The sequence below is a fragment of the Streptomyces coeruleorubidus genome (assembly GCF_028885415.1).
Classification (GTDB): domain Bacteria; phylum Actinomycetota; class Actinomycetes; order Streptomycetales; family Streptomycetaceae; genus Streptomyces; species Streptomyces coeruleorubidus_A.
In genome coordinates this window covers 8,857,020-8,882,160 of the sequence record NZ_CP118527.1, presented here as the reverse complement: position 1 = coordinate 8,882,160, position 25,141 = coordinate 8,857,020, and the positions used below count along the sequence as shown (strand labels likewise).

27 protein-coding genes, 1 pseudogene and 1 riboswitch are annotated in these 25,141 nt (G+C 70.6%); of the genes and pseudogenes, 18 read left to right on the top strand and 10 right to left on the bottom strand.

Annotated features, from left to right (window positions below):
* Positions 1 to 57: 57 nt before the first annotated feature.
* The 5 genes from PV963_RS40825 (at position 58) to PV963_RS40805 (ending at position 4,418) form a co-directional block, all read left to right on the top strand.
* Entirely contained in the window at positions 58 to 1,440 is a 1,383-nt protein-coding gene (locus PV963_RS40825; protein WP_274821483.1) for a serine/threonine-protein kinase, read from the top strand.
* A gap of 90 nt (positions 1,441 to 1,530) precedes the next feature.
* A riboswitch (cobalamin riboswitch) is annotated at positions 1,531 to 1,715 on the top strand.
* Between the two features lie 30 nt (positions 1,716 to 1,745).
* Entirely contained in the window at positions 1,746 to 2,447 is a 702-nt protein-coding gene (locus tag PV963_RS40820) for an energy-coupling factor ABC transporter permease (RefSeq protein ID WP_274821482.1), read from the top strand.
* A complete protein-coding gene (locus tag PV963_RS40815; protein ID WP_274821481.1) occupies positions 2,444 to 2,812 on the top strand; it encodes an energy-coupling factor ABC transporter substrate-binding protein in 369 nt (122 codons plus the stop codon). The genes PV963_RS40820 and PV963_RS40815 overlap by 4 nt, the downstream gene beginning before the upstream one ends.
* Positions 2,813 to 2,817: 5 nt before the next feature.
* The gene (gene cbiQ, locus PV963_RS40810; RefSeq protein ID WP_274821480.1) at positions 2,818 to 3,567 is read left to right on the top strand and encodes a cobalt ECF transporter T component CbiQ; all 750 of its coding nucleotides are present in this window, start codon (positions 2,818 to 2,820) and stop codon (positions 3,565 to 3,567) included.
* Complete coding sequence (locus PV963_RS40805; protein ID WP_274821479.1) at positions 3,564 to 4,418, top strand: energy-coupling factor ABC transporter ATP-binding protein; 855 nt, start codon at positions 3,564 to 3,566, stop codon at positions 4,416 to 4,418. The genes cbiQ and PV963_RS40805 overlap by 4 nt, the downstream gene beginning before the upstream one ends.
* Before the next feature lie 56 nt (positions 4,419 to 4,474).
* On the opposite strand, the gene PV963_RS40800 is transcribed toward PV963_RS40805, so the two are convergent.
* The gene (locus PV963_RS40800; protein WP_274821478.1) at positions 4,475 to 5,632 is read right to left on the bottom strand and encodes an FAD-dependent monooxygenase; all 1,158 of its coding nucleotides are present in this window, start codon (positions 5,630 to 5,632) and stop codon (positions 4,475 to 4,477) included.
* An 89-nt stretch (positions 5,633 to 5,721) separates the two neighbouring features.
* Between PV963_RS40800 and PV963_RS40795 the strand changes: the two genes are divergently transcribed.
* Positions 5,722 to 6,279: a TetR/AcrR family transcriptional regulator gene (locus tag PV963_RS40795; RefSeq protein WP_274821477.1), complete on the top strand. Its 558-nt coding sequence runs from the start codon at positions 5,722 to 5,724 to the stop codon at positions 6,277 to 6,279.
* A gap of 52 nt (positions 6,280 to 6,331) precedes the next feature.
* On the opposite strand, the gene PV963_RS40790 is transcribed toward PV963_RS40795, so the two are convergent.
* Positions 6,332 to 7,459: an amidinotransferase gene (locus tag PV963_RS40790; protein ID WP_425541051.1), complete on the bottom strand. Its 1,128-nt coding sequence runs from the start codon at positions 7,457 to 7,459 to the stop codon at positions 6,332 to 6,334.
* Between the two features lie 185 nt (positions 7,460 to 7,644).
* On the opposite strand from PV963_RS40790, the gene PV963_RS40785 reads away from it, so the two are divergent.
* On the top strand, positions 7,645 to 8,301 hold the full coding sequence (locus PV963_RS40785) for a maleylpyruvate isomerase N-terminal domain-containing protein (protein ID WP_274821475.1): 657 nt from the start codon (positions 7,645 to 7,647) through the stop codon (positions 8,299 to 8,301).
* A 97-nt stretch (positions 8,302 to 8,398) separates the two neighbouring features.
* Here the strand turns inward: PV963_RS40785 and PV963_RS40780 are convergent, their stop codons facing one another.
* The gene (locus PV963_RS40780) at positions 8,399 to 9,067 is read right to left on the bottom strand and encodes a hypothetical protein (protein WP_274821474.1); all 669 of its coding nucleotides are present in this window, start codon (positions 9,065 to 9,067) and stop codon (positions 8,399 to 8,401) included.
* Between the two features lie 373 nt (positions 9,068 to 9,440).
* Between PV963_RS40780 and PV963_RS40775 the strand changes: the two genes are divergently transcribed.
* Positions 9,441 to 11,255, top strand: a complete 1,815-nt coding sequence (locus PV963_RS40775; RefSeq protein ID WP_274821473.1) for an ABC transporter ATP-binding protein — start codon at positions 9,441 to 9,443, stop codon at positions 11,253 to 11,255.
* A gap of 145 nt (positions 11,256 to 11,400) precedes the next feature.
* Here the strand turns inward: PV963_RS40775 and PV963_RS44195 are convergent.
* Positions 11,401 to 11,556 (bottom strand): annotated as a pseudogene (locus PV963_RS44195) (acyl carrier protein); the annotation flags it as partial.
* A 407-nt stretch (positions 11,557 to 11,963) separates the two neighbouring features.
* Here PV963_RS44195 and PV963_RS40765 point away from each other — a divergent pair.
* The 7 genes from PV963_RS40765 (at position 11,964) to PV963_RS40735 (ending at position 18,485) form a co-directional block, all read left to right on the top strand.
* Entirely contained in the window at positions 11,964 to 12,509 is a 546-nt protein-coding gene (locus tag PV963_RS40765) for an NAD-dependent epimerase/dehydratase family protein (protein WP_274821471.1), read from the top strand.
* Positions 12,464 to 13,816 carry an ABC transporter substrate-binding protein gene (locus PV963_RS40760; RefSeq protein ID WP_274821470.1) on the top strand — a complete coding sequence of 451 codons (1,353 nt, stop codon included), beginning with the start codon at positions 12,464 to 12,466 and terminating at the stop codon, positions 13,814 to 13,816. The genes PV963_RS40765 and PV963_RS40760 overlap by 46 nt, the downstream gene beginning before the upstream one ends.
* Before the next feature lie 74 nt (positions 13,817 to 13,890).
* The gene (locus PV963_RS40755; RefSeq protein WP_274821469.1) at positions 13,891 to 14,850 is read left to right on the top strand and encodes a carbohydrate ABC transporter permease; all 960 of its coding nucleotides are present in this window, start codon (positions 13,891 to 13,893) and stop codon (positions 14,848 to 14,850) included.
* On the top strand, positions 14,847 to 15,659 hold the full coding sequence (locus PV963_RS40750; protein WP_274821468.1) for a carbohydrate ABC transporter permease: 813 nt from the start codon (positions 14,847 to 14,849) through the stop codon (positions 15,657 to 15,659). Before PV963_RS40755 ends, PV963_RS40750 begins: the two co-directional genes overlap by 4 nt.
* A 56-nt stretch (positions 15,660 to 15,715) precedes the next feature.
* Positions 15,716 to 16,753 carry a zinc-dependent alcohol dehydrogenase gene (locus PV963_RS40745; RefSeq protein WP_274821467.1) on the top strand — a complete coding sequence of 346 codons (1,038 nt, stop codon included), beginning with the start codon at positions 15,716 to 15,718 and terminating at the stop codon, positions 16,751 to 16,753.
* Between the two features lie 194 nt (positions 16,754 to 16,947).
* A complete protein-coding gene (locus tag PV963_RS40740; RefSeq protein ID WP_274821466.1) occupies positions 16,948 to 17,751 on the top strand; it encodes a DeoR/GlpR family DNA-binding transcription regulator in 804 nt (267 codons plus the stop codon).
* Positions 17,748 to 18,485 (top strand): HAD family hydrolase, encoded by a 738-nt coding sequence (locus PV963_RS40735; protein ID WP_274821465.1) that lies wholly within the window; start codon positions 17,748 to 17,750, stop codon positions 18,483 to 18,485. The genes PV963_RS40740 and PV963_RS40735 overlap by 4 nt, the downstream gene beginning before the upstream one ends.
* Positions 18,486 to 18,537: 52 nt before the next feature.
* On the opposite strand, the gene PV963_RS40730 is transcribed toward PV963_RS40735, so the two are convergent.
* Positions 18,538 to 19,443 carry an EamA family transporter gene (locus PV963_RS40730; RefSeq protein WP_274821464.1) on the bottom strand — a complete coding sequence of 302 codons (906 nt, stop codon included), beginning with the start codon at positions 19,441 to 19,443 and terminating at the stop codon, positions 18,538 to 18,540.
* Positions 19,444 to 19,511: 68 nt separating this feature from the next.
* Between PV963_RS40730 and PV963_RS40725 the strand changes: the two genes are divergently transcribed.
* Positions 19,512 to 20,366, top strand: a complete 855-nt coding sequence (locus PV963_RS40725) for a LysR family transcriptional regulator (protein ID WP_274821463.1) — start codon at positions 19,512 to 19,514, stop codon at positions 20,364 to 20,366.
* A 39-nt stretch (positions 20,367 to 20,405) separates the two neighbouring features.
* Here the strand turns inward: PV963_RS40725 and PV963_RS40720 are convergent, their stop codons facing one another.
* Complete coding sequence (locus PV963_RS40720) at positions 20,406 to 20,966, bottom strand: DM13 domain-containing protein (RefSeq protein ID WP_274821462.1); 561 nt, start codon at positions 20,964 to 20,966, stop codon at positions 20,406 to 20,408.
* Between the two features lie 398 nt (positions 20,967 to 21,364).
* Between PV963_RS40720 and PV963_RS40715 the strand changes: the two genes are divergently transcribed.
* Both PV963_RS40715 and PV963_RS40710 read left to right on the top strand, forming a co-directional pair.
* Positions 21,365 to 21,979 (top strand): LysE/ArgO family amino acid transporter, encoded by a 615-nt coding sequence (locus PV963_RS40715; RefSeq protein WP_274821461.1) that lies wholly within the window; start codon positions 21,365 to 21,367, stop codon positions 21,977 to 21,979.
* 259 nt (positions 21,980 to 22,238) lie between these two features.
* The gene (locus tag PV963_RS40710) at positions 22,239 to 22,736 is read left to right on the top strand and encodes a DUF6193 family natural product biosynthesis protein (protein WP_274821460.1); all 498 of its coding nucleotides are present in this window, start codon (positions 22,239 to 22,241) and stop codon (positions 22,734 to 22,736) included.
* A 52-nt stretch (positions 22,737 to 22,788) separates the two neighbouring features.
* On the opposite strand, the gene PV963_RS40705 is transcribed toward PV963_RS40710, so the two are convergent.
* The 4 genes from PV963_RS40705 to PV963_RS40690 all read right to left on the bottom strand — a co-directional run bounded on the left by PV963_RS40705 (position 22,789) and on the right by PV963_RS40690 (position 25,040).
* Positions 22,789 to 23,376 (bottom strand): DinB family protein, encoded by a 588-nt coding sequence (locus PV963_RS40705; protein ID WP_274821459.1) that lies wholly within the window; start codon positions 23,374 to 23,376, stop codon positions 22,789 to 22,791.
* Positions 23,373 to 23,531: an HAD hydrolase-like protein gene (locus tag PV963_RS40700; protein WP_274822264.1), complete on the bottom strand. Its 159-nt coding sequence runs from the start codon at positions 23,529 to 23,531 to the stop codon at positions 23,373 to 23,375. Before PV963_RS40700 ends, PV963_RS40705 begins: the two co-directional genes overlap by 4 nt.
* Positions 23,532 to 23,709: 178 nt before the next feature.
* Entirely contained in the window at positions 23,710 to 24,246 is a 537-nt protein-coding gene (locus PV963_RS40695; protein WP_274821458.1) for a hypothetical protein, read from the bottom strand.
* Positions 24,247 to 24,434: 188 nt separating this feature from the next.
* On the bottom strand, positions 24,435 to 25,040 hold the full coding sequence (locus PV963_RS40690; RefSeq protein ID WP_274821457.1) for a TetR/AcrR family transcriptional regulator: 606 nt from the start codon (positions 25,038 to 25,040) through the stop codon (positions 24,435 to 24,437).
* Positions 25,041 to 25,141 lie beyond the last annotated feature (101 nt).

The window sequence follows — 25,141 nt, the reverse complement described above, 5'->3', positions numbered from 1 at the left end:
ATGCGGGGAGTTACGGCCTGCGGCGAGGACCTTCCCACGAGCATAGGACGAGGACGAGTGCTGCTAGCGGGCCGCTACCGGCTGGACGTTGAGATCGGGCGCGGCGGAATGGGAGAGGTCTGGCGTGCGTACGACGAGACGCTCGCCAGAGCGGTGGCCGTCAAGCTGCTGCTGCCTCAGGACACGGACGCGACGGCGGCCTCCCGGTTCCGCCTGGAGGCCCAGACGGCGGGGCGTCTGAACCATCCCAACGTGGTCGGGGTCCTGGACTTCGGCGAGTACGACAACCGGCTCTACCTGGTGATGGAGCTGGTCGAGGGCGACAGCCTCGCCCGTGTGCTGTCCGTCTCCGGCGCGCTCCCGGCCGAGCGGGTGGCGGCACTCGCCGCGCAGGCCGCCGCCGGACTCGCCGCCGCGCACCAGCAGGGCATCGTGCACCGGGACGTCAAACCCGCCAACCTCCTGCTGGACGCGGGCGGCACCCTGAAGATCGGCGACTTCGGCATCGCGCGCTTCCTCGACGACCCGGGCGCCGCGCTGACCGCCACCGGCCAGATCGTCGGCACCGGCCTCTACCTCGCGCCCGAACGGGCCCTGGGCCGGCCCGCGGGTCCCGCCTCCGACATGTACTCCCTGGGGTGCGTGCTCTACCAGCTCCTCAGCGGCCGCCCGCCGTTCCAGGCCGACACCGCCGTCGCGCTCCTGCACCAGCATCTAGACAACGCCCCCGTGCCGCCCCGCGAGCTCGGCGTCACCGGTCTGCCGCCGGCCTTCGAGAGCTACCTCCTCGCCCTGCTCGCCAAGCAGCCCGAGGACCGGCCCACGGCGCAGCAGGCCGCCGAGTGGTTCGCCGGCGGCGCCTGGCGGGGGCTGCCGGAGCCGCTGCCGGAGGCGGCGTCCCCGGTGCCGTCCTCCGGGCCGGGGCCGTACGCGGCCGACACCGGCAGCACGGCCACGTACGCGCTGCCCACGGGGTCCCGCACCGCCCCGAACGGGCGGTCACGTCGCGCCGCACCCCGGGGCGGCCTCGGCAACCACCGGAGAACGGCCGCGACGGTGGCCGGCGCGGCACTGTTCCTCGCCGCGATGCTCGCCGGCATGCTGTGGTTCTCGCCCGACAACACCGCGACGGAGGGCACGGAACCGGACGCGTCCCCGTCCGCGAGCAGCCCGGGGGCCACGTCGTCCGCCGACTCCGCCGACCCCCTCTCCTCCGCCCCGGCGACCGCCACGACTCCGGCCGCCGACACAGTGGCCGATGTCACTCCCTCCCCCACGGCACCCGACACCTCTACCCCCGCCGAACCGACGCCCGGTCCCGCGAGCCCGACGCCGGAGGCGAGCAGCGGCCCGCCGGAGAAGGCGGACAAGCCCAAGCAGGAGCAGCCTCCGCGGTCCTGGGAGAACGGGGAGGACGATGACGGCGAGGGTGACGACTGAGCCTTCCCGCGCCGGTGTGCGAGCGGTCGCCCCTTCACGCGCCCCCTTGAGCGCCCCCTCGGCTGGCTTGTCATGGCCCTTATCTCGGCATTACTGTCACCACGCCTTGGTGAACGGGAAATCCGGTGTGATGCCGGTGCGGCCCTCGCCACTGTGATCGGGAAGTCCGGCTCCGGCCCTCGCGGGCAGCCACTGGGTTCTCACGAACCCGGGAAGGCGGAGTACGGGCGGTGGGACCCGTGAGCCAGGAGACCGGCCAAGGCGCGTCAACCATCCACGAGGTGCTGGAGAGGGTCTGCTGAGCCATGCACATTGCCGAGGGTTTCCTGCCTCCGGCGCACGCGGCCGCCTGGGGTGCCGCGTCTGCGCCGTTCGTCGTCCACGGGGTCCGGTCGCTCACCCGTGAGGTGCGCGAGCACCCCGAGAGCACCCTGCTCCTCGGCGCCTCCGGCGCCTTCACGTTCGTCCTGTCCGCCCTGAAACTGCCGTCCGTCACCGGCAGTTGCTCCCACCCCACCGGCACGGGCCTGGGAGCCATCCTGTTCCGGCCGCCCGTCATGGCGGTGCTGGGCACCATCACCCTGCTCTTCCAGGCACTGCTGCTCGCGCACGGCGGTCTGACCACGCTCGGCGCCAACGTCTTCTCCATGGCGATCGTCGGGCCGTGGGCCGGCTACGCGGTGTACCGGCTGCTGCGGCGGTACGACGTGCCGCTGATGGTCGCCGTGTTCTTCGCCGCGTTCGTCGCCGACCTGTCCACCTACTGCGTCACCAGCGTGCAGTTGGCGCTCGCGTTCCCCGACCCGGGCAGCGGGTTCCTGGGCGCGCTCGCCAAGTTCGGCTCCATCTTCGCCGTCACCCAGATCCCGCTCGCGGTGAGCGAGGGACTGCTGACGGTGCTCGTGATGCGGCTGCTGGTGCAGTCCAGCAAGGGCGAACTGACCCGGCTGGGTGTGCTCGTCGCCAAGAAGCAGTCCCCGAGCGAGACCGAGGCGGTGGCCCGATGAGCAGGAACACGAAGATCAACCTCCTGCTGCTGCTCGTCGTGGCCGCGCTCGCCGTGCTGCCGCTCGCGCTCGGCCTCGGCGACCACAAGGAGGAGCCGTTCACGGGCGCCGACGGCGAGGCGGAGACGGCGATCACCGAGATCGAGCCGGACTACGAGCCCTGGTTCTCGCCCCTGTACGAACCGCCCTCCGGTGAGATCGAGTCGGCGCTGTTCTCCCTCCAGGCGGCCCTCGGCGCCGGTGTCCTCGCCTACTACTTCGGCCTGCACCGGGGCCGGCGGCAGGGTGAGCGGCGGGCGCGGGAGCGGGACTCCGAGAGCCCGGCGGCCGGCGCCGCCGAGGAGTCCACGGCCGAAAGGGCCTGAGCCGCGTGCTGCCGATCGACGCGGCGGCGCACAGCAGCCGCTGGCGCCGCCGCCATCCCGTGGACAAGTCCGTGCTCGGGCTGGGGCTGACCCTGCTGGCGATCTCGCTGCCGCCCTGGCCGGGCGCGGCCCTGGCGCTGCTGACCGCCCTGGCGGTGCTGCTGGGACCGGCGGGCGTGCCCTGGCGCCGGCTGTGGCGGGCCTACCGGGTGCCGTTGGGTTTCTGCGTGACGGGCGCGTTGACGCTGCTCGTGCAGGTCGGCGGGCCGGAGGGTTTCGTGTCCCTCGCCGGTGACGGGCCGGTCCGGGCCGGGGAGTTGCTGCTGCGCACCTCGGCGGCCTCCCTGGGAGTGCTGCTGTTCGCGTTCACCACGCCCATGTCCGACCTGCTGCCGCGTCTGGTCCGGGCCGGGGTGCCCGCGGCGGTCGTCGACGTCGCGCTCGTGACGTACCGCATGAGCTTCCTGCTACTGGACTCCGTGCGCCGGGTCCGTGACGCGCAGGCCGCCCGGCTCGGGCACACCACGAGGGCCGCCACCTGGCGTTCGCTGGGCGGCCTCGCGGCCACCGCGTTCGTCCGGGCCTTCGACCGGGCGGTCCGCCTCCAGGCCGGTCTCGCCGGGCGCGGCTACGACGGCACCCTGCGCGTCCTGGTGCCCGAGGCCCGCGTCTCCGTCCGCTTCACGGCCGCCAGTTGCGTGCTCCTCGCGGCACTGGCCGTCCTCACCTTCGTACTGGAAAGGCCGCTGACATGAGCGAGCCCGCCCTCGTCGCCCTGCGGGGCGCGTCCTTCGCCTACGAGGACGGCCCGGCCGTGCTCAGCGGCCTCGACTTCGAGATCCGCGAGGGGCGCGCGCTCGCGCTGCTCGGCCGCAACGGCAGCGGCAAGACCACGCTGATGCGGCTGCTCAGCGGCGGACTGAAGCCGGACGCGGGCCGGTTGACGGTCGACGGACAGCCGGTGACGTACGACCGCAAGGGCCTGACCCGGCTGCGGACGACGGTCCAGCTGGTGGTGCAGGACCCGGACGACCAGCTCTTCGCGGCGTCCGTCGAGCAGGACGTGTCGTTCGGGCCGCTGAACCTCGGTCTGGACGACACGCAGGTGCGGGCGCGGGTGGCGGAGGCGCTCGCCGCCCTGGACATCACCGCCCTGGCCGACCGGCCCACCCATCTGCTCTCCTACGGGCAGCGCAAACGCACCGCCATCGCGGGCGCGGTCGCCATGCGGCCCCGTCTCCTCGTGCTCGACGAGCCGACGGCCGGGCTCGACCCCGACGGCCAGGAACGGCTCCTCACCACGCTCGACGGACTCCGCGAGGCCGGCACCACGGTGGTGATGGCCACCCATGACGTCGACCTCGCCCTGCGCTGGGCCGACGACGCGGCGCTCCTCACCCCGTCCGGAGTCCGCACCGGGCCCGCCCCCGAGGCACTGGCGCGCACCGATCTTCTCCGGGAGGCGGGCCTGCGACTGCCCTGGGGTGCTGCCGCTGCGGAACTCCTCCGCGCGCAGGGGTTGTTGACCGGCGCGGAGCCGGGGCCGCGTACGCCTGCCGAACTCGCCGCCCTCGTGGCCGGACGGCTGGGGGCGTCCGGCGGGTGAAGGCCGCCCCTCTTCGTCACCGGGGTCGGACCGGCCATGGAGCGGCTGCGGTGCCGTCAGCCCAGGCCCGGCGGTGTCCAGTCGGCATGCCGCAGGATGGTGCGGACGGTCACGCGGGAGGGGGCCAGCCGGAGAGTGGTGTTCCGCACGGCGACGGCCAGGGGGTGCGTCAGTTGCTGACCCATCCGGCCGGCCTGACGGGCGGCGCGTGCGACGGACTGGCTGCGCGGGCGGCGCTCGGCGTCGTAACGGGCCAGCGCCGAGGCGACGGTGGGCTCGGTGGCGAGTGCGGCGGTCAGCACGGCCGCGTCCTCCAGCGCTTGACAGGCGCCCTGGCCGAGGTTCGGGGTCATGGCGTGGGCCGCGTCACCGAGCAGCGCGATCCGGCCCGCGGTGAAGGCGGGCAGGGGCGTCGCCAGTTCGTGGATGTCGTGGTGCAGGACGGCGTCGGGCCGGGTCGCGCCCAGCAGCGCGGGGATCGGATCGTGCCAGGTGCCGAACCGTCGGCGCAGCTCGGCGAGCGCGTCCGTATGCCGCACGCCGGGCGGCGAGTTGAACACCGCGTGCCACTCGGCCCGGCCGTCGGCGAACGCGATGTGTCCGAACTCGGCGCCCCTGCCCCAGGTCAGCTCGAAGTCGGTGTCCAGCTCGACCGGGTGCTCGGTGATGGCACGCAACACGGTCGACCCGCTGTAGGCCGGGCCGGGGTGCCGAGGGAACAGCAGGCCGCGCAGCCGGCTGCCCACTCCGTCGGCGGCCACGACCAGATCCGCCTCCAGGACGGTGTCCCCGAGCGGTATCCGCACCCGGCCGACGTCGGTGCGGTCGACGGACGGCGCCTCGGTCCCGACCAGCAGGCATTCGGACGGCAGTGCCGCGCGCAGCATGTGATGCAGGACGGCCCGCGGGATACCGACGATCGGCGTGCCCAGCTCACGCTCGAGAGCGGTCCCGTCCATCCTGGCCAGCCGGCCGCCACCGGGGACACGGGTGCCCCCGGTGTACTGGGGACGCGCAGCCGCGCGCACCGCCTCGCCGACGCCGAGGACGTCCAGGGCACGGATGCCGTTGGCGTGCAGGGAGATGCCCGCACCCGCGTCGGCCGGGACGGGGGCGCGTTCGACCACCGTGACCTCCCAGCCGATCAGGCGCAGACCGATCGCGGCGGCCAGCCCGCCGATGCCTCCGCCCACCACCACCGCGCTGCCACCCATGCCGGCCCTCCCTCGCCCGTCCCGCCCGCCATCCTTCTACAGATGTAGAAGGAGAGTACCCCGCCCCTCTACAGGTGTAGAAAAGGGGGATGGCCACAGATCGACGTACCGTCCTCGCCGACGCGGCGATCGGCGTGCTCGCCGAGACCGGCATCCGGGGACTGACCCATCGCGCGGTGGACCGGGCGGCGAACCTGCCGGCCGGAACCACGTCCGCCTACTTCCGCACCCGCCAGGCCCTGCTCACCGCACTGGTCCGGCGCCTGGTCGCCCTCGACCAGGCAGAACTCCAGGAGATCGGGGATCGGACGCCGGTGCCGCGGAATGCCGAGGAACTGGTGGCCGGGATCGCCGCCTTCGTCGAGGAGCGGCTCACCGGGGACGGACGGCGACGCTCCCTCGCGCGCTACGCGTGCGCCCTCGAGAGCGTGCACCACCCCGAGCTGCGGGAGATCCTCGTGCCGCGCCGGAACGCAGCACGGCAATCCGTACGCGACTTCCTGGCCGCGCAGGGCGTCGCGGACGCCGAGGACCGCACCGTCACGCTGCTGACCTGTGTGGACGGATTGGTCTTCGACCGCCTGGTGGGGGGCGGATCCGTGCCGGAGCAGGAGATCCGCGGACTGGTGGCGGCGGCGCTCCGATAGCCCGCACACCTGCCGGCACCGCCCGCAGCGGGAGCCGGCGGGGTGACGTCGGTCAGTCGAAGTAGGACTGGAGCGAGCCGCGGCGCCGGACGTCGAGCGTCGCGCAGTGGAACGAGCCGCCGAACGGCGCGTAGTGCAGCAGGTCGCACGGGATGGGCTCGAAGCCCCACTTCTCCAGGGCGCGCAGCATGCCGGTGTGGTGCCGCTCCGCGATCACCCGCCGTTCGTCGACCATGAGGACGTTCATGCTGAGCCACTTGCCGCACATCGACGTGACCTTGAGCAGCGCCTCGTCGATCGGGTCGGGCTCGGGGGCGACCAGGACGTCCCAGGAGCTCAGGATGCCGGGCAGCCGGTCGACGTCGATGTACTCGGGGTTGACCAGCACCTTTCCGGGCGCGAGCAGCACGAACGTCGTGTCGATGTGCATGGGTGTGCGGCAGCGGCTCTCGATCTCGTGGATGCGGTACTCCGGCCCGAGATGGCGGCGCAGCCACTCGATGCCCATCCGGTTGGTGACGTTGCTGCGCGTGACGAACAGGTCCCGTCCGGCCCGGACGAAGTCCGCCGCGTCGAAGACGGGCTCGAACTCGGTGAGGATGTACCGCATCGGCTCACCGTCCTTCGGGACCCGGAAGTCCGGATCGAACAGGTCGTCCGTGAGCTGCGGCTTGGGTGCCGACGTCCAGCGCGCGCCGCGCCGGAAGTAGTCCTTGAGGAGCGGGCGGTAGGAGTGGGTCTCGAAGTACCGGCACGGCCAGGCCATCGGGGTTTCGATGATCTCGTCGCCGATCACGAGCATGCTGTCCCGCGGACAGGTGTTGCAGAAGCCCCGCGAGGACCAGTCCGGGGTTCCGAAGCGGCGCCGGTGGTCGACCGCGTCCGGCCGCCTGACCGTGACCCCGAGGGACTCCAGCAGAGCGACGAACCCGTCGATCTCCTGCCGGGCCTGCTCGACGAGCATGCGCGGATACCGCAAGCCGGCGGCGAGGCCCTGCAACCGCCCGGCCCAGGGCGGCACGTTGCAGCTCACCACCGGGTGGTCCGAGGGGATCGTCGCGCCCTCGAGACGCCCGACGATGATCTCCTCCAGCGGATCCCACTCGGTGTGTGAGTTGACCGGCGAGACGAGGCGCTCCACGGCCTCGCCGGTCACGGCCGATGTCCTGGGCCTCCCCATGATGGCCATCCCCACCACCTTTTGGATCGCAGGATTCGGTGATGCACCGCACTTACCAGGTTACTCAACGTGGCGCGCCGACGCTGTCCACGTCAACAGTCGTGCTCGCTCGCATCGGCCGTACGGGTGAACGGCCGTCAATAAAACGCTTGTCCGCCCTCGCGGCACGGCACTACGTTGCCGATGTGGATCTCTTCGCACGCTCCTGGACGGCGTTGCGCGCCGCGGTCGCCGACCTGTCCGACGAGGACTTCACCCGGCCGTCCGGCTGTACCGGCTGGCTGGTGCGGGACCTGGTGTGCCATCTGGTCATCGACGCGCAGGACGTCCTGATCACCCTCGCCACCCCCGCCGACAGGGAACCGACCCGGGACGCGCTGACCTACTGGGAGATCTCCGACGCGCCGCCGACCGGGGACGACCCGCTCGACGCGCTGACCGTCCGGCTGGCCGCCGCGTACGAGGACGCGCACCTGCTCAAGTTCCACCTGGACGATGTCGGCTCCGCCGCCGGCCGTGCCGCGGAGCTCGCCGACCCGTCCCTCAGGGTCGGCACCCGCGACGAGGTTCTCACCGTGGGCGACTACCTCTCCACGTACGTCATGGAGTGGACGCTGCACCATCTCGACCTGATCGCCCATCTCAAGGACGCCGCGCAGCCGCCCGCGGAGGGGCTCGCCCGGTCCCGCGAGATGCTGGAGCGGATCGCCGGGAGCGCGTTCCCTCCGTCGTTCTCCGACCAGGACGCGCTGCTGGTGGGCACGGGGCGGCGGGCGCCGACCGACGTGGAGCAGGCCGGACTCGGCGAACTGGCCTCGAAGCTCCCGCTCTACCTGGGCTGAGCGGGCAACCAGCACTCGCACACGAGGTCCAGGAGCACCCGGGGCTCCTGGACCTGGCGGGATCGCGGTGGTGTGGAGGACTTGGCGGGCCGTGGTGTCAGTGCCGCAGGGCCGGTGAACCGGCCGACGGCGTACGGCGGGTGGCGCTGCGGTACGTGGAGATGCCAAGTGCGAGGAGCCAGTAGCTGAGGATCGCACCCATCGAAGCGGTGGTGCCCCAGCCGTTCGCCGCGTAGAAGTTCGCCGGGTCGTTGCCGAAGAACAGGGACGGCACGAAGGCCACATTGACACCGGCCAGGACGTAGGCGGAGCGGCTGGTCCAGGGCGGCAGCAGGTTCGTACGGGAGATGCCGAAGCCCACCGCGACCAGGAACAGCGTCAGCAGCACACGGCCGATCGACCCGTAGAGGATGTAGGTGCCGCTGACCGTGATGGTCGGATCGATCGAACGGTCGGCGGCGATGACCGCGCCGGCTTCCAGCCCGCTGGAGACCAGGGTGACCGTCGCGTAGACCAGGCCGGTGGCGAATGCCATCGAACCCACCCATTCACAGGCCGGGTTCACCCGCTTGACCAGCTCACGGAAGGCCGTCACGAACACGATCAGGAACGCCAGCGAGAAGATCGCGAGCAGCAGCCTGGTGAGGACGTTCGAGTCCGGCGGCGGACCGGAGTAGATGAAGTACAGCGGTACCTCGACGATCAGGGCGGCCGCCGCGGCGATGCCGGCGAGGCCCGTCAGACGCCTGGCGAAGGTCTCGTTCATGGGGGTCCCCCGAAGTCCGGTGGCGGGTTCGTCGTCGGCCCCCTTGCCGACGACACACATGCTGCCGCCCCCGGCACGACCCGTCCCTGGGCCTGGACACCCGATGCGGGGGTGGTCCTGGCGACACCCCTGGGCACTCACGTCCGGCGCCGCCCGGCCGACCCCGCACCACCGCACCGCCCGCCCCGAGTCCGCCGACCGTGCCCCTTGGCGCTCCCTGCGCACCACCGCCCGGCCGGAAAACGCTTGGACGCCGCGGTCGCCGTCGCGGGACACTTCCGGACTCGACCCGAATCTCCACACATCCGTTGCGGCGATGGCCCCTGCCCGCACCAGCGCGTGGCGGGCGGCCACAGAACGACACAGGGGTGGGATGGAAACGCCTGAATCGCGCAGGGCTCAGCCGGGCAAACGCTCGGTACTTCTCGCACTTCGTTACTACGGACGGGAGTTGGCCCGGCTCCGCCGGCTGACGGCACCCGCGATGCTGCTCATGGCGCTGGGCAACATCGGAATCAACTACATCGCGCCGCTGATCGTCGCCAAGCTCGTCGGCGACATCGCCGACGACAAGGACGTCACGGTCGACTCGACACTGCCGTACGTCCTCGGCTTCGCAGGCGTGCTGCTGCTCGCGGAGGCACTGTGGCGCATCGCAATGCACTGCCTCAACCGCCTCGACGCCCTCGGCATCGAGCACCTGTACGTGATCGGGATGGACGAGCTGTTCGCCAAGGACGCCGCGTTCTTCCACGACAACTTCGCCGGTTCGCTGACCAAGCGCGTCCTGAGCTTCGCCTCGCGTTTCGAGCAGTTCGTGGACACACTGGCGTTCCAGATCGTGGGCAGCTTCGTACCGCTGGCGTTCGGGGCGGTGGTGCTGTGGCGCTACGAACCCCTGCTCGTGGTCGGACTGCTGGTGATGATCGCGCTGACCGGGGTGTTGGTCGTGCCTCTCATCCGGCGCCGTCAGGCGCTGGTCGACCTGCGTGAGGAGGCGATCGCCCGGGTTTCGGGCCATGTCGCCGACAGCCTGATGAACATGGACACGGTGCGGGCGTTCGCCGCGGAGGAGCGCGAGGCCGCCGAGCACCGCTCCCGGGTCGCCACGTCGCGCCGGCTCACGCTGCGGTCGTGGGACTACGGCAACCTCCGCATCGACACGCTGGTCGCGCCGCTGTCGGTGCTGACCAACGCGGTGGGCCTGCTGCTCGCGGTCACGCTCGCCGGGGGCGGGCACGGCGTGGAGGCGATCGTGGTCGCCTTCACCTACTACAGCAACGCGACACGGATCATGTTCGAGTTCAACCAGATCTACCGCCGGCTGGAGAGCTCGATGACGGAGGCCGCGCAGTTCACCGAGCTGCTCCTGACACCTCCTACCGTGCTCGACCCGCCGTCGCCGGAGCCGCTGCGGCCCCGGGCCGCCGACATCCGCTTCGAGAAGGTGACCTTCGCGCACCGGGGCGGCAAGCCGCTGTTCGAGGGTCTGGACCTGTACGTGCCGAGCGGGGCGCGGATCGGCCTGGTCGGCCGATCCGGCGGCGGCAAGACCTCCCTCACCCGGCTGCTGTTACGGATGACGGACATCGACGGCGGCCGCATCCTCGTCGGGGGTCAGGACATCAGCCGGCTGCGCCAGGCCGACCTGCGCAGCCAGATCGCCTACGTGCCGCAGGACCCGGCGATGTTCCACCGCACCCTGCGGGACAACATCGCGTTCGCCCGGCCGGACGCCACCGAGGCCGAGATCCGCCGGGCGGCCGAGGCGGCCCATGTCTCGGAGTTCGCCGACGCGCTGCCGGACGGCTTCGACACCATGGTGGGCGAGCGCGGCATCAAACTGTCCGGCGGTCAGCGCCAGCGCGTCGCCCTCGCCCGGGCGATCCTGCGCGACGCGCCGATCCTGCTGCTCGACGAGGCGACCAGCGCCCTGGACTCGGAGAGCGAACTCCTCGTGCAGGAGGCGCTGTGGCGGCTCATGGACGGGCGGACCGCACTGGTGGTGGCGCACCGGCTGAGCACGGTCGCCGGCATGGACCAGCTCGTCGTCCTCGACCGTGGACGGATCGTCGAGCAGGGCACGCACCAGGAGTTGCTCGCGTTCGACGGCGCCTACGCGAAGCTGTGGCAGCACCAGTCGGGCGGCTTCCTCGACGACACCGCGGGGTGGGCCGACGTGCTCTGAACGCGGCAAGGGCCGTCTCCTCGCCCCATGAGGAGGCGGCCTCAGACCGCGCCGTCGCCGGACCGGTACCGGGCGAGGTCCAGGTCAGGGTGCGGTCGCCGCCCATCAGCTCGGTGGCCGCCAGGCGGACGTCGAAGTGCTCGCCGGCGCGCACCATGAACTCGGTGCTCAGCAGCGAGTCGAGGCCGAAGTCGGTCACGGGCCGCGCCGGGTCCAGCTCCTCGGGGTCGCTGTGCAGCACGGCGGCGAGCAGCCGGGTCAGGGTCCTGATGATCGCGGCCCGGGCCTCGTCGGGTGTCATGGCGACCAGTTCGCGCAGCAGGTCCACGCGGCCTTCCGGGCCGGGACCGGCGGCGGCCGGTACGAGGGCGGTGAAACGGGCGGTGGCCAGGGCGGGCAGCAGTCGGCGGGCGCGGCTCCAACGGTAGCGGCCGACGCCCGCCACGTCGGTGCCCGGCCAGAGCAGGCCGCCGGCGTCGGCCCGGCGGGGCGGCAGCGGGCGGTGCTCCGCGGCGAACGCGAACCCGGCGCACGCAAGGACGCGGTCCTGGACGCGTTGCGTGCCGCCCTCCGCGACCACCGGCACGGCCGCCGCATCGGCACGGTGCTGTTCCACCCTCGCTTCCCGACCACCATCCGCCACAACTCCAGGATCTACCGCGCCCGGCTGGCCGCCTGCGCCGCCAAGTACGGTTCGGGAGGCGCCCGATGAGGATCCTGGTCACGGGCGGCAGCGGCTTCCTGGGGCAGGAGATCTGCCGCCGGCTCGTCGCCCGCGGCACCACAGCCCCCTCCCTCAGCAGCCGCCCGAGCATCACCCTGGAGAGCCTCGGCGTGCGGCAGCACCTGGGCGACCTCGCCGACCCGGCCGCCGTCTCCCGCGCGCTCGCCGACTGCGACGCCGTCATCCACAACGCCGCCCTGGCAGGCGTCAGCGGCCCGCTCACGCCGTACTGCTTCCTGCGCGCGGCCGGCCTCCGGGCCACCTGGTGCCCCGCCCTCCACGCCCACGGACCGCCCTGGGTTAGGCCCCCGTCAGAACGGTTCAACCATAGAGTTCCGAAAAATATCTCGCAAGATGTGTTAACAATGCCGACAACCTCTGCTAACAATGCTCTCCACCGGCGCACCTGCGCTCCTCCCTCTCCCCCCGGCAGAGCCGGCCCAGCGTCACCACCCACCACTCCCTCGACGAGAGGACCTCAGCCATGCCAACAGCCAGATACACCGTCATCGCAGGCGCCGCCGCCATAGCCCTGATGGCCACCGGATGCGCCGGGGCCGGAGGCAGCGACAGCTCCGGCGGCGGCAAGAGCATCAACGTACTGATGGTCGGCAACCCGCAGATGGAGGACATCGCGAAGCTGACCAAGGACACCTTCACGAAGGACACCGGCATCGAGGTGAACTTCACGGTCCTCCCCGAGAACGAGCTGCGCGACAAGGTCACCCAGGACATCGCCACCCAGGCCGGCCAGTACGACGTCGCCACGATCGGCGCCTACGAGGTACCCATCTGGGAGAAGAACGGCTGGCTGCACGAGCTCGGCTCCTACGCCGACAAGGACACGAGCTTCGACAAGGCCGACCTGCTGAGGCCCATGGTGCAGTCGCTGTCCGGTTCCGACGGCAAGCTCTACGCCCTGCCGTTCTACGGCGAGTCGTCCTTCCTCATGTACAACAAGCACGTCATGAAGGCGAAGGGCATCACGGTGCCCGAGCACCCGACCTGGCAGCAGATCGCCGAGATCGCGGCCAAGGTCGACGGCGCCGAGCCCGGCATGCGCGGCATCTGCCTGCGCGGGCTGGCCGGCTGGGGCGAGCTCGGCGCGCCGCTGACCTCCGTGGTCAACACCTTCGGCGGCACCTGGTTCACCAAGGACTGGAAGGCCCAGGTCAACAGCCCGGCGTTCAAGAAGGCCACCAACTTCTACGTCGACCTGGTCCGCAAGCACGGTGAGGCGGGCGCGGCGCAGGCCGGGTTCACCGAGTGCCTCAACGCCATGAGCCAGAAGAAGGTCGCGATGTGGTACGACGCGACCAGCGCGGCCGGGTCGCTTGAAGACCCCAGCTCCAGCAAGATCGCCGGGCACGTCGGCTACGCCTACGCGCCGACCGTCGAGACCAAGAGCAGCGGCTGGCTGTGGTCCTGGGCGTGGGCCATGCCCAGGACCACCAAGAACGCCGACGCCGCCTCGAAGTTCATGCTGTGGGCCTCCAGCAAGAAGTACGAGAAGCTGGTCGGCGAGAAGCTCGGCTGGGCACGCGTCCCCGCCGGCAAGCGGGCCAGCACATATGACATCCCGCAGTACCAGAAGGCCGCCGGGTCGTTCGGCGACATCACCCTGAAGTCCATCGAGCAGGCCGACCCGTCCGATCCGGGCGTCCAGCCCAGGCCCACGGTGGGCATCCAGTACGTGGCGATCCCCGAGTTCCAGGACCTGGGCACCAAGGTCACCCAGGAGATCTCCGCCGCGATCGCCGGCAAGACCAGCGTGGACAAGGCGCTGAACGACGGCCAGAAGCTCGCCGAGGCAGTCGCCGAGAACTACCAGAAGTGACCTTGATGCCCGGCGGCGTTCCCGCCGACCGGGCGTCGCTTCCCTACCCGGCCGTCACCGGCGGAGGAAAGTTCATGACCACGCTCACCGCACCCCCCGAGACAGCACCACCGCCCATCCGTCCTCGAACGCGCTCTGCCGCCAGCAAGTGGCGGCGCCGCATCCCGCTGCTACCGGCGCTGGTCTTCACCATCGTCGTCACGCAGCTCCCCTTCGTGGCCACGCTCGTGATCTCCACCTTCCAGTGGAACATCCTCAGGCCGGGCGACCGGCACTTCACCGGCCTGTCCAACTACGCGTTCGTCTTCACCGACGAGCGGCTGCGCGCGGCCGTGCTGAACACCGCCGTCCTCACCGCCTCGGTGGTGCTGATCAGCGTGCTCCTCGGCCTCTGCCTGGCCATGCTGCTCGACCGCCGCTTCCCCGGCCGCGGACTGGCGCGCACCCTGCTCATCGCCCCGTTCCTCGTCATGCCGGTCGCGGCGTCGCTGCTGTGGAAGCACGCCATCTACAACCCCGACTACGGCCTGCTCAACGGCACCCTCAACGGCGTCTACCGGTTGTTCGGCGCCGACCACGGCCCGACGGTCGACTGGGTGTCCTCGTACCCCATGCCCGCCGTCGTGGTCTCGCTGGTCTGGCAGTGGACCCCGTTCATGATGCTGATCATCCTGGCCGGCCTCCAGGCGCAGCCCGGTGACGTGCTGGAGGCGGCCCGCGTGGACGGAGCGTCGGCCATGGCCACCTTCCGCCACATCACGCTGCCGCATCTTCGCCAGTACCTGGAGCTGGGCATCCTGCTCGGCACGATCTACGTCGTGCAGACCTTCGACGCGGTCTACACCATCACCCAGGGCGGCCCCGGCTCGCAGACGACCAACCTGCCCTACGAGATCTACCTGACCATGTTCCGCAAGTACGAGTACGGCGAGGCGGCCGCCGCCGGTGTCGTCGTCGTACTCGGCTCGATCGTGATCGCGACCTTCGCCCTGCGCACCATCGCGTCGCTGTTCCGCGAGGAGGTGTCCCGATGACCGCACGGCTCACTCCGCTGTGGACCTTCGTCGCCTGGCTGGCCACCCTGGCGTTCTTCGCGCCGGTGGCGTGGATGGTGCTCACCTCCTTCCACCAGGAGGCCGACGCGGCGACCAACCCGCCGAGCCCCTTCGCCCCGTTCACCTTCGCGCAGTACGAAACACTGTTCAGCCGGGACATCACCCCCTTCCTCCTCAACTCGGCCATGGCCAGCGTCATTTCGACGCTGCTGGTGCTCGCCCTCGCGGTGCCGACGGCCTACGCGCTGTCCATCAAGCCGGTCGAGAAGTGGACCGACGTGATGTTCTTCTTCCTGTCCACGAAGTTCCTCCCGGCGATCGCGGCCCTGCTGCCGGTCTACCTGATCGTCAAGGACATCGGGATGCTGGACAACGTCTGGACCCTGATCGTCCTCTACACCGCCATGAACCTGCCGATCGCGGTCTGGATGATGCGCTCCTTCCTCGCCGAGGTCCCCAAGGAGATCCTGGAGGCGGCCGAGGTCGACGGGGCCAATCTGCTCACCGTGCTGTGGCGGGTCGTCGCGCCGGTCGCCATGCCCGGACTCGCAGCCACCTCGCTGATCTGCTTCATCTTCAGCTGGAACGAGTTCATGTTCGCCGTCAACCTCACCGCGACGCAGGCCTCCACCGCGCCGGTGTTCCTGGTCGGCTTCATCACCAACGAGGGCCTGTTCCTGGCCCGGCTGTGCGCCGCGGCCACGCTGGTGTCGCTGCCGGTCCTCATCGCCGGGTTCGCCGCGCAGGACAAGCTGGTGCGCGGGCTGTCACTGGGAGCGGTGAAGTGAGACCGGCGAGGGCACCGCGCACACTCCCGACCGCATCCGAAACGGAGCACCACCCCATGCCGCAGCAGATCCGCCGTGTCCTGGTCCGGTCGATCGACGACATCACCGTCGAGCACATCCCCGCGCCGACCGCCGACGAGGGCGAACTCCTCGTCCGCACCGCCGTGGTGGGCGTCTGCGGCTCCGACACCCACGCGGCCCTGGGCCACCATCCGTTCATGCCGCTGCCCTACCACCCCGGACACGAGGCGGTCGGTGTCGTCGCGGCCACGGGCCCGGGCGTCGACGGATTCGTCCCGGGCGACCGGGTGATCGTCGAGCCGAACCTCTTCTGCGGGCAGTGCCCCCAGTGCCGTAGTGGCCGCTACAACATCTGCCAGGAGCTGAAGGTCTTCGGCTGCCAGACACCCGGCGCCATGACCGACCTGTTCACCATCCCCGCCGACCGCGTGCACCGGGTCCCCGACGGCATGACCGACGTCGAGGCCGCCCTCGTCGAACCGCTGGCCACGCCGGTGCACGCCGTGGCCAAGGCCGGTGACCTCACGGGACGTACGGTCGTCGTCCTCGGTGCCGGGCCCATCGGTCTGCTCGTCCTCGCCGCCGCCCGGCACGCGGGCGCCGCCGCGATCGCCGTCACCGATCTGCTGCCGGGCAAGCGGGACCGCGCCCTGCGCCTGGGCGCCGACGCGGCCCTGCCCGCCGACGCCGCCGACCTCACCGAGCAGGTCGGTCAGGCCCTCGGCGGACCGGCCGACGTGGTCTTCGACTGCGTGGCCCGCGAGCAGTCCATGGCCCAGGCCACCGACCTGGTCACCAAGGGCGGCCGGATCATCGTCGTCGGTGTCGGCGCCGCCGGAACCACCCCCGTACGCCTCGACCTGATCCAGGACCGCGAGATCAGTCTCGAGGGCACGCTGATGTACACGGCCGACGACTACCGCACCGCCATCAGCCTGATCGCCTCGGGCGCCGTCGACACCGACGAGATCGTCACCGCCACGTTCCCCCTGGAGGAGGCGGCCAAGGCCTTCGCCGCCTCGCTCGCCCCGGAACACGTCAAGGTGCTGGTCACCGTGGAAGCGTCCTGGTGACCGCCGAGAGCGGCGGGCGGACCGGGCGGGGGCAGGTGGCGCCGGCGGGCGACGCCCACCTGCTCCTCCCCACCCGTGTGCGAGACTTCGAGGTCGAAACCTCGGGGCGCCGCCACGCACCGCGAGGCTGTCGCAGTACGGCCCGCCACCAGCCGCGCGCCGGGCACAGGACCCGAAGGAGAGGGAGAGCCGTAGTGGCCGCCAGGACTCGGTCGTCGCAGGCCGCGGTGGAGGAGCGACGCCAGGCCGTCCTGCGCCATGTCGTGGAACACGGCGAGACCCGCATCGACGAGCTCGCCGATCACTTCGGCGTCAGTCTGATGACGATGCACCGTGACCTCGACGACCTCGCGCAGCGTTCCCTGCTCCGCAAGGAACGCGGCCGGGCCGTCCCCTACCCGGCGGTCACCATGGAAACCGCGACCCGCTTCCGGGAGAGCACCGCGCTCTCGGCGAAGGCCGCTGTCTGCCACGCCGCGCTCGGGCGCGTCAGGCCCGGCAGCACGGTCCTCATGGACGACTCCACCACCCTCTTCCCCCTCGCTCCCGCCCTCGCGGAACTCGACCGGATCACCGTCGTCACCAACTCGGTGGGCCTGGCACAGCGGCTCGGGTCCGCCGGTGTGGAGGTCACCCTGCTCGGCGGGCGGTATCACGGCGACTTCAACTCCTGCACCGGCCCCGAGGTCACCCGCACCCTCTCCCGTATCCGCGCCGACCTCGCCCTGATGTCCGCCACCGCCGTCCTCTCCGGCCAGCTCTTCCACCCTCTGCGCGAGTACGTCGAGGTGAAGCTGGCCATGCTCGCCTCCGCCGAGCGGGCGCTGCTCCTCGTGGACCACTCCAAGTTCGGCAAGACCGCCACCCATGCGTACGGCACGGTGACCGACTACGAGGCCGTCATCACCGACACCGGCACGCCCGAGACGGAGATCGCGGCCCTGGAGAGCCTCGGTGTGCCGGTCGAGAGAGTCGACCCCGGAGACCACCCGCTGTGATACACACCCTGTTCGAAACCCCGAGCGCCTACCGCCCCACCGCCGCGGAGATGGCCGCTCCCGTCCCGGCGGTCGAGGCCGTCCTCTTCGACTTCAGCAACACGATCTTCCAGATGATCGACCTGGAGACGTGGCTGCGCCGGGTGGGCGCGGCCTGCGGCCGTACGGCCGTGCTGGAGGAGGACGGCGCCGTGCCGGGCATCGCACGGCAGTTGCGGGACGCCTTCCGACTGCCCGCCGTCGCGGCCCTCCAGGAGGGCCGCGACCTCTCCTCCCACCAGCACCGCCGCGCCATGCGGGGCTGGTGGGGGCATGTGGACTTCCTGCGGGGCGTCGAGGAAACGGCCTACCGGGAACTCACCGCCCCCGACGCCTGGCTGCCCTACGCCGACACCGAGCCCACACTCCGTGCGCTGCGCGCCCGCGGCCTGCGTGTCGGCATCGTCAGCGACTTCGCCTGGGACCTGCGGGTCCACCTGGCCCACGCCGGGCTGGAGGACCTGATCGACGTCTGCGTCATCTCCTACGAACAGGGCCGCGAAAAGCCCGACCCACAGCTGTTCCTCAAAGCCTGCGCCGACCTCGGCGCCGACCCCCGCGCCACCCTCATGGTCGGCGACAACCCGGTTCGCGACGGCGCCGCCACCGCCTGCGGTCTGCGCGCCTACATCCTCCCGGCCGAACAACGCACCGGCGACCGGGGCCTGGCCGAAGTCCTCCGGCTCATGGCCTGACCCACCTGCGTGTTTCCTCAGGTGCGCGCGGCTTCTTCGGGTGCGTACTTCCTCAGGTGCGTGACGTGAGGATGCTGAGCGTGTTGGCGGCCACGATGGCCGCGATGGCGGCCAGTTCGGTCCAGCCCAGGTTCTGGCCGAGGACGAGCCGGCCGACGACGGCGGCCAGCACGGGGTTGACGCTCATGAAGAGGCCGAAGGTCTGGGCCGCGACGCGGCGCAGGGTGAGGAGGTCCGCCAGATACGGGACGGCTGACGACAGGACGCCGGCCGCGAGGGCGTACGCGGCGGCCCCGGCGGTCGGCGGACGCTCGACGACGAGGACGATACCGACCGGCAGGAACATCAGCGCGGAGATCCCAGCGGCGGCCGCCGATCCCTGCACTCCGGGGATGCGCCGGCCGACGGTGCGGTTGAGCAGGATGTACGACGCCCAGCAGACGGCGGCCAGCAGCCCCAGGCCCATTCCCAGGTAGTCGGCGGAGGGCTGCGGACGCATCAGGGTGACGACGCCCGCCGCGGCGATCAGCGCACAGCACGCGTCCACGCGGCGGCGCGAGGCGGCCAGGGCGATGCCGAGCGGTCCGAGGAACTCCAGGGTCACCGCGAGGCCGAGGCCGATGCGGTCGATGGCGCTGTACAGGGACAGGTTCATCGTTCCGAACACCAGCGCCAGCAACAGGACCGGCCACCACTGCTGCTTGGTGAAGGTGCGCAGTCGGGGTCGGCCGACGGTCATCAGGACGATCGCGGCCACGTACTGGCGTACGGCGACGACACCGACAGGTCCGAGGACGGGGAAGGCCAGGGAACCGATCGCGGCACCGGTCTGATTGGACAGGCCGCTGCCGAACATGGTGACCACACCGACCAGGCGCCGACCGCCGGACTCGGGGGTGGAGGCCGCCGTGACGGTCCGATGGGAGGGTGCTGACGAGCGTGCGGGGGCTGCGGGCATGCCGTGATCTTCGGACGGCACCCGTCTTGCGCAAAATGCATCACGAGCTCGATCTATACGCTTGAGTCATGGATGTGGAGCTGCGGCAGTTGCGCTGCCTCGTCGCGATCGTCGACGAGGGCAGTTTCACCGACGCCGCCATCGCGCTCGGTGTCTCCCAGGCCGCCGTGTCCCGCACCCTGGCCTCCCTCGAACGCGCCCTCGGTGTACGGCTGTTGAAGCGGACCTCCCGCGAGGTGAGCCCGACCGGGACGGGGCTGCGCGTGCTGGAGCACGCCCGCCGTGTGCTCGGCGAGGTGGACGATCTGGTACGGGAGGCCAGGTCAGGCCATGCCTGCCTGCGGATCGGCTACGCCTGGTCGGCCGTAGGCCGCCACACGCTGGCCTTTCAGCGCCGCTGGGCCGAGACCCGGCCCGAGACGGAGGTGCAGTTCGTCCGCGTCAACTCCGCCACCGCCGGGCTGGCGGAGGGGGCGTGCGACCTGGCCGTGGTGCGCAGGCCGCTGGACGACCGCCGCTTCGACTCCGCAGTCGTGGGGCTGGAAAGGCGACTGTGCGCCATGGCGTCCGACGACCCCCTGGCGCGGCGCCGCTCCGTGAGACTCGCCGACATCGCCGGGCGGACGCTGCTGATCGACCGGCGGACGGGCACCACCACGACACAGCTGTGGCCGCCGGACTCCCGTCCGGCGACCAAGGACATACACGACGTCGACGACTGGCTGACCGAGATATCCATCGGCCGCTACGTGGGCATGACGGCCGAGTCGACGGCACACCAGTACCCGCGTCCCGGCATCGTCTACCGACCGGTGCGCGACGCCGAGCCGATCGCGGTGCACCTCGCCTGGTGGCGGGACGAACCGCATCCCACCACCCAGGCCGCGGTCGAACTGCTCACGACGCTGTACGCCACGGGATGACCCCGCTGTCGAGCCGGCCCCGTCAGGAATGCGCCCCTGTCAGACCCGGGCCAGCTCCGCCGCGCCGAACGACACGTCGAAGCGGTCGCACCAGATGCTCACGCTGCTGAAGCTCGATGGATCCGCGTCACCGGGGAGGGCGTAGTTCTGGCTTCCCTTGTTGCCCTTGAGCTTGCCGAGGCTGACGTACTTGCCGTCGTCGAAGACGTGCCACCCCGCCTTGCCCTGCTTCACCTGCGCGTCGGTCAGCCAGACGCGCAGGTCCGGTCCGTTGCTGGTGTTCAGGTTCTCCAGCCGGACGACATGGGAGCCGTCGGCCAGCCGCACGAGCTTCACCGTGCCCGAGGTCGCGTGCTCGTGGCTGATCAGCTCACCGCTCGCCAGTGTCTGCGGACCGGTGTCCGGGGAAGGCGACTCGGAGGGCGCCGCGGCGGGAGGAGCGGAGGTCTCCGCGACCCCGGGCAGGGTCTCTTGAACGGTCTCGTCCTGCCACAGCTTCCACGGCTGGAACCAGTACAGCCCGAAGCCGGCTCCGCCGACCGCCACCACCAGCACCGCGATGACCAACGGCCCGGTCATTACCTTGCGCACGCGCCCCATCCCCGCTCGCCTCCTGAGAGTTCCTCCAGCCCTCCCGATTCAACGCCAACGGGCGGCCGTCCCACACCCCACAACTGATGACGGAATCCTTACGTCGGAAGCCGGGAGCCCGCCTGGCCGGCGCGGAGCATCGCCTTGTACAGGGCGTCTTGTACAGGGCGTCCGCTCGCCTCGGCGGTCCAGTTCAGCCACACCACACACGGAACACGCCATCCTTGAGGCCACCGGTTGCATACGGGGCAGGCTGTGGGCTGGACTTGATCTTCAGCTGCTGACGCGCCATCGGAATCGGAGCTCGCGGACCGTGTGGCTCCCCATGCCGTGTTGGTCACGCTCACGCCTTCGACCTAGCGCAGGAAACGGAAACGACCATGCCCCGGACGCCGACGCACTGATCCGTGGATGCCTACTTCGCGGGAATGTTGCTCGGTCTCGCCATGATCACGCCCATCGGGCCGCAGAACATCTTCCTCATCAACCAGGGCTTCACCTTCGGCGTACCGCGGGTGTTCGTGGCAGTCGTGGCCGCTGGAGTCTGCGACACCGTCCTCATATCTCTCGGCGGTGCCGGGACATCAGCGGTGCTCAACCGCATACCCGGCATCAAGTCGTTCCTCCTGGCCGCCGGCGTGGTGTTCCTGACGTACCTGGCGGTCAAGTCCTTCCGGTCGCGTCCAGAGGACTTCGACCAGTCCACACCGCCCGAGATGCGTTGGCGCCGTGTGGTTGCGCAATGCGCCTCGGTCACCGTCTTCAACCCCCACGCGGTGCTGGACGTCGTCGGCATCCTCGGTGTGGCCATCGCGGCCCAGGCTCCGGATCACCGTCCGATCTTCGCGGCGGGGACGGTCAGTGCCTCCTGGCTCTGGTTCACCCTCCTGGCTCTCGGCGCTTCGACGCTGAGACGCTGGCTGACGCCTCAGCGCCGGGTGTGGATCGACCGGGGTTCCGGCACTCTCATGCTCGTTTTCGCCGCCCTCTTCGTGGGCGAACTCCTCCGCTCACAGGGGTAGGGCACAATCAGGAGCCGTGCCCGCCCCTCCTGATCCCGCCGTTCTGTACCCCGACGTCGCAGCCTGCGGCAGCCTCGCCTCAGCGCTCCGTGCCGAAGCGGAAGGCTGCTGCGGCACCGTCCCCGTCACGTCTCCGGGTTCCGCTCCGCTGGTCCACGCGACGGTTGCGAGCACCCTGCCGCACCGTGAGCCGCTGCAGATCAGCGCATGGCTGCACGAACGCCGGTGGTCGATCCGGGGAGCGGAACAGCGCTTGGGCATGCCCCTCATCGACGGCAGGACGGACGACCTTGCGGAGGTTGCCAGGGCCGCCCGGGCGTGGCACGTCGGAGCGGCCCTGCAAGACATCCGTCGGGCGGCGGCTTTCGTGCACCTGACCGGCCGGTTCGAGGTGCCCGACCACGATCCCGCGCGCCTGACGGAATCCGAGTGGCAGGGCATGCGCCAGGAGGCGGGCGAACTGGAGTACGCCTGGCAGGAGACGTACCAGGCCCTGATCGAGGCAGCGTACGCCGAGCCGGCGCTGCGCGCCCTGTACCCGTTCACGAGCCACTGGTCCCTGCGCTTCTCGACCACCACCCGGCCGCGCCTGACCGTCATCGGGCCGTGTCTGACGGCGGGCAGCGACGGCACATACGGAGTGGGCAGGGGCTTCATCACTCCGGACCTCGGCCTGTTCACCACAGCGCACGAGGCCGTGGCACTGGCCGTGCGCCGACTGCCGACCGGCCTCGGCCCGACCGCGCTCGGCGGATGACCAAGTGCCTGCCGTTTGGCCGGAGCCATGCAGCCGGAGGAGGGCACTTGATCTACGCCCCGGAGTCTGCCTCCTTGACCACCTGCTCCAGTCGGCTTCGGTGGTCCTCCCACCAGGCCGAGTCGCCGGGCGCCACGTTGTCACTCCCGGGCCGCTGTCCTGTGGCCCCGTCGACGAGTTCGCGGACGATGTCGGCATGCCCGGCATGCCGCTGAGTCTCGGCGATCATGTGGATGAGAATGCGGCGGAGCGGCAGCTCAGGGCGCGGCCCCCACGGCACCTGGCCGACAGCGTCGAGGGGAAGCAACTCGATCGTCTCGTCCGAGTGAGCGCACACCCGGCGGTAATCGTCGACGATCTGCTCCCGCGTCTCTGCGGCGGTCGCCCACAGGTCGGTGTTCGGTTCGGCAGCCCCCGCGATCCAGAGCGGCGGCCCCTCCACCGGCCGGCCGAAGGTCTCGCCGAAATACGCCGCTTCGGCGCCGGTCAGGTGCTTGACCAGTCCCAGCAGGTTGGTGCCCGTCGGAGTCATGGGGCGCCGGATGTCGTACTCCGACAGGCCATCCAGCTTCCACAGCAGCACGTCACGGGCATCCTGCAGGTAGAGACGGAGATCCGCCTTCGTGTCGGATTCAGTCATCGAACCAGTGTCCCGTTCGCATGATCACTGTCCACTGCTTTTCCCGGGCGAACTCCGAGTGCGTCGGCGCCGCCGATGTCGGCGTGCGGCGAATCGCCGAGGACCCACGCGCCGGACAGGGGTGCGTTGACCGTGGCGGCTGCCGCCTGGAAGATCTCCGGTTCAGGCTTCTTGCGGCCGACGGCTTCGGAGACGACCAGCCCTGGACGAGTTCGGCGAGTCCGGTGTGACGGATCCTCGCTTCTTGCTGGACCGTGCGGCCGTTGGTGACGACCACGCAGGTCCAGCCGTCCGCACGGAGCGTTTCAGCGCTGGGTACCCAAAGGCCGCACGTCAGGCTTCGTCCGCCCTGGCCAGGGCCTCGGTGATCATGCGGGAGGCGAAGTCGCGGTCGTCGGTGAGTCGGTTGATGTGCTCCGCGAGCAGGAAGGCGGTGGCTTCCAGGGGATTCATCTCGTCCATGGTCCAGTCTCCGTACTGCCTGCGCCACAGGCTGGGGCTCAGTCCGGTGCCTGCAGCGACGAGCAGTCCAGCCATGGTGGGGATGGCTTCGGGACGGACGCTCTTGGGCATCATGCGCATCGTGGCCACGAGGTTGGGCACCACGTACTCGATGACGTCCTTGCCGTGGTCCTCGTAGGCCATCCGCAGCCACTGCATGAACATGTAGATGAGCGTGCACGCGCCGTCCAGCAGGTCATCGACGCCGCGGGGTCCCAAGGACACGGCGAACTGGTCGGTCAGCGCTTGTTGTTCGGCGTCGGTCTGGGACCTGCCGTCGTAGATGGACTTGAGCCGAGAGTCGATCATCATGAGTGCTGCGCCCACATCGCCGGCGGGCGCGTGCTGGGGGTCGCAGGGCGATGACACAGTGTTCCTCCTGAGCCGACCGAGGGCAGCGCGGCGTGTCCGTACAGTAACCCGCCGCTGACGGGAGAGTCCGACGAACCCCGATGAAGGGTGCGGACGTCCACAGTGGGACTGTGGAACACGATGATCAGGAACCGAAGTGCCCCGCCACTCCCGCGAGTTGAACGGCCGCCCGTCAACCAGTCGAGTCAACTTGTGCGGAAGATGCGGTTGAGATGGTGGTCCAGGACCGTGGTCGCGGACTGCGGACTGCGCTGGCCGACGAGGATGCCGGTGCCGAGTCCCGCGGACATGGCGAGCAGGCCGGCCGCCTCCAACCGTGCGTCCACACCGGGCTCGAGCAGATCTGCCCCTTTCGCCTGCCGGAGGAGTTCGGTCAGGGCGTCTTCGGCGGCGTCAGGGTTCTTGATGAAGGGCTGGGCTGCCAGCGCCCGGTCGTTGACGGACAGAACGGCGTAGGACGTGTAGAGGTGGTGGAAGGTGCGGCTCTCGTCGTCCGTCGGCAGCGCCGCCATCAGCAGCGCCTCGACCATCGCGCGCGGACCGGGGCTGTCCCCGGCGGCCCGGACACGGGCGGAGACCCGCTCCCCGAACCTCTCCGCCAGATGTTCGAGCCCGAAGAGCAGCAACTTCTCCTTGGTCTGGAAGTAGTACTGCACCAGCCGCAGTGATACGCCCGCCTCCGCTGCCACATCGCGCATCCCCACGGCATGCAGTCCGCGCCGGCCGGCGACGCGGACGAGCGCCTCGGCGATCTGGGTGCGCCGTTCTGCGTGGTCCACGCGCTTGGGCATCGGCCGGTTCTCCGCTCGTCGTTCCTGCTCTGGCTCCGTGGGGACCCTTTGATGATACGACCGTACCAACATCGTGGTACGGTCGTATCACAAAACCGAGA

Bases quoted from the DNA above. Each gene is read 5' to 3' on its own strand.
- PV963_RS40775 (WP_274821473.1), top strand. From the start codon at position 9,441: ATGGAAACGCCTGAATCGCGCAGGGCTCAGCCGGGCAAACGCTCGGTA.
- PV963_RS40750 (WP_274821468.1), top strand. From the start codon at position 14,847: ATGACCGCACGGCTCACTCCGCTGTGGACCTTCGTCGCCTGGCTGGCC.
- PV963_RS40690 (WP_274821457.1), bottom strand. From the start codon at position 25,040: ATGCCCAAGCGCGTGGACCACGCAGAACGGCGCACCCAGATCGCCGAG.
- PV963_RS40720 (WP_274821462.1), bottom strand. From the start codon at position 20,966: ATGGGGCGCGTGCGCAAGGTAATGACCGGGCCGTTGGTCATCGCGGTG.
- PV963_RS40755 (WP_274821469.1), top strand. From the start codon at position 13,891: ATGACCACGCTCACCGCACCCCCCGAGACAGCACCACCGCCCATCCGT.
- PV963_RS40765 (WP_274821471.1), top strand. From the start codon at position 11,964: ATGAGGATCCTGGTCACGGGCGGCAGCGGCTTCCTGGGGCAGGAGATC.
- PV963_RS40815 (WP_274821481.1), top strand. From the start codon at position 2,444: ATGAGCAGGAACACGAAGATCAACCTCCTGCTGCTGCTCGTCGTGGCC.
- PV963_RS40745 (WP_274821467.1), top strand. From the start codon at position 15,716: ATGCCGCAGCAGATCCGCCGTGTCCTGGTCCGGTCGATCGACGACATC.
- PV963_RS40795 (WP_274821477.1), top strand. From the start codon at position 5,722: ATGGCCACAGATCGACGTACCGTCCTCGCCGACGCGGCGATCGGCGTG.
- PV963_RS40820 (WP_274821482.1), top strand. From the start codon at position 1,746: ATGCACATTGCCGAGGGTTTCCTGCCTCCGGCGCACGCGGCCGCCTGG.
- PV963_RS40705 (WP_274821459.1), bottom strand. From the start codon at position 23,376: ATGACTGAATCCGACACGAAGGCGGATCTCCGTCTCTACCTGCAGGAT.
- PV963_RS40790 (WP_425541051.1), bottom strand. From the start codon at position 7,459: ATGGGGAGGCCCAGGACATCGGCCGTGACCGGCGAGGCCGTGGAGCGC.
- PV963_RS40780 (WP_274821474.1), bottom strand. From the start codon at position 9,067: ATGAACGAGACCTTCGCCAGGCGTCTGACGGGCCTCGCCGGCATCGCC.
- PV963_RS40800 (WP_274821478.1), bottom strand. From the start codon at position 5,632: ATGGGTGGCAGCGCGGTGGTGGTGGGCGGAGGCATCGGCGGGCTGGCC.
- PV963_RS40760 (WP_274821470.1), top strand. From the start codon at position 12,464: ATGCCAACAGCCAGATACACCGTCATCGCAGGCGCCGCCGCCATAGCC.
- PV963_RS40805 (WP_274821479.1), top strand. From the start codon at position 3,564: ATGAGCGAGCCCGCCCTCGTCGCCCTGCGGGGCGCGTCCTTCGCCTAC.
- PV963_RS40730 (WP_274821464.1), bottom strand. From the start codon at position 19,443: ATGCCCGCAGCCCCCGCACGCTCGTCAGCACCCTCCCATCGGACCGTC.
- PV963_RS40725 (WP_274821463.1), top strand. From the start codon at position 19,512: ATGGATGTGGAGCTGCGGCAGTTGCGCTGCCTCGTCGCGATCGTCGAC.
- PV963_RS40710 (WP_274821460.1), top strand. From the start codon at position 22,239: ATGCCCCTCATCGACGGCAGGACGGACGACCTTGCGGAGGTTGCCAGG.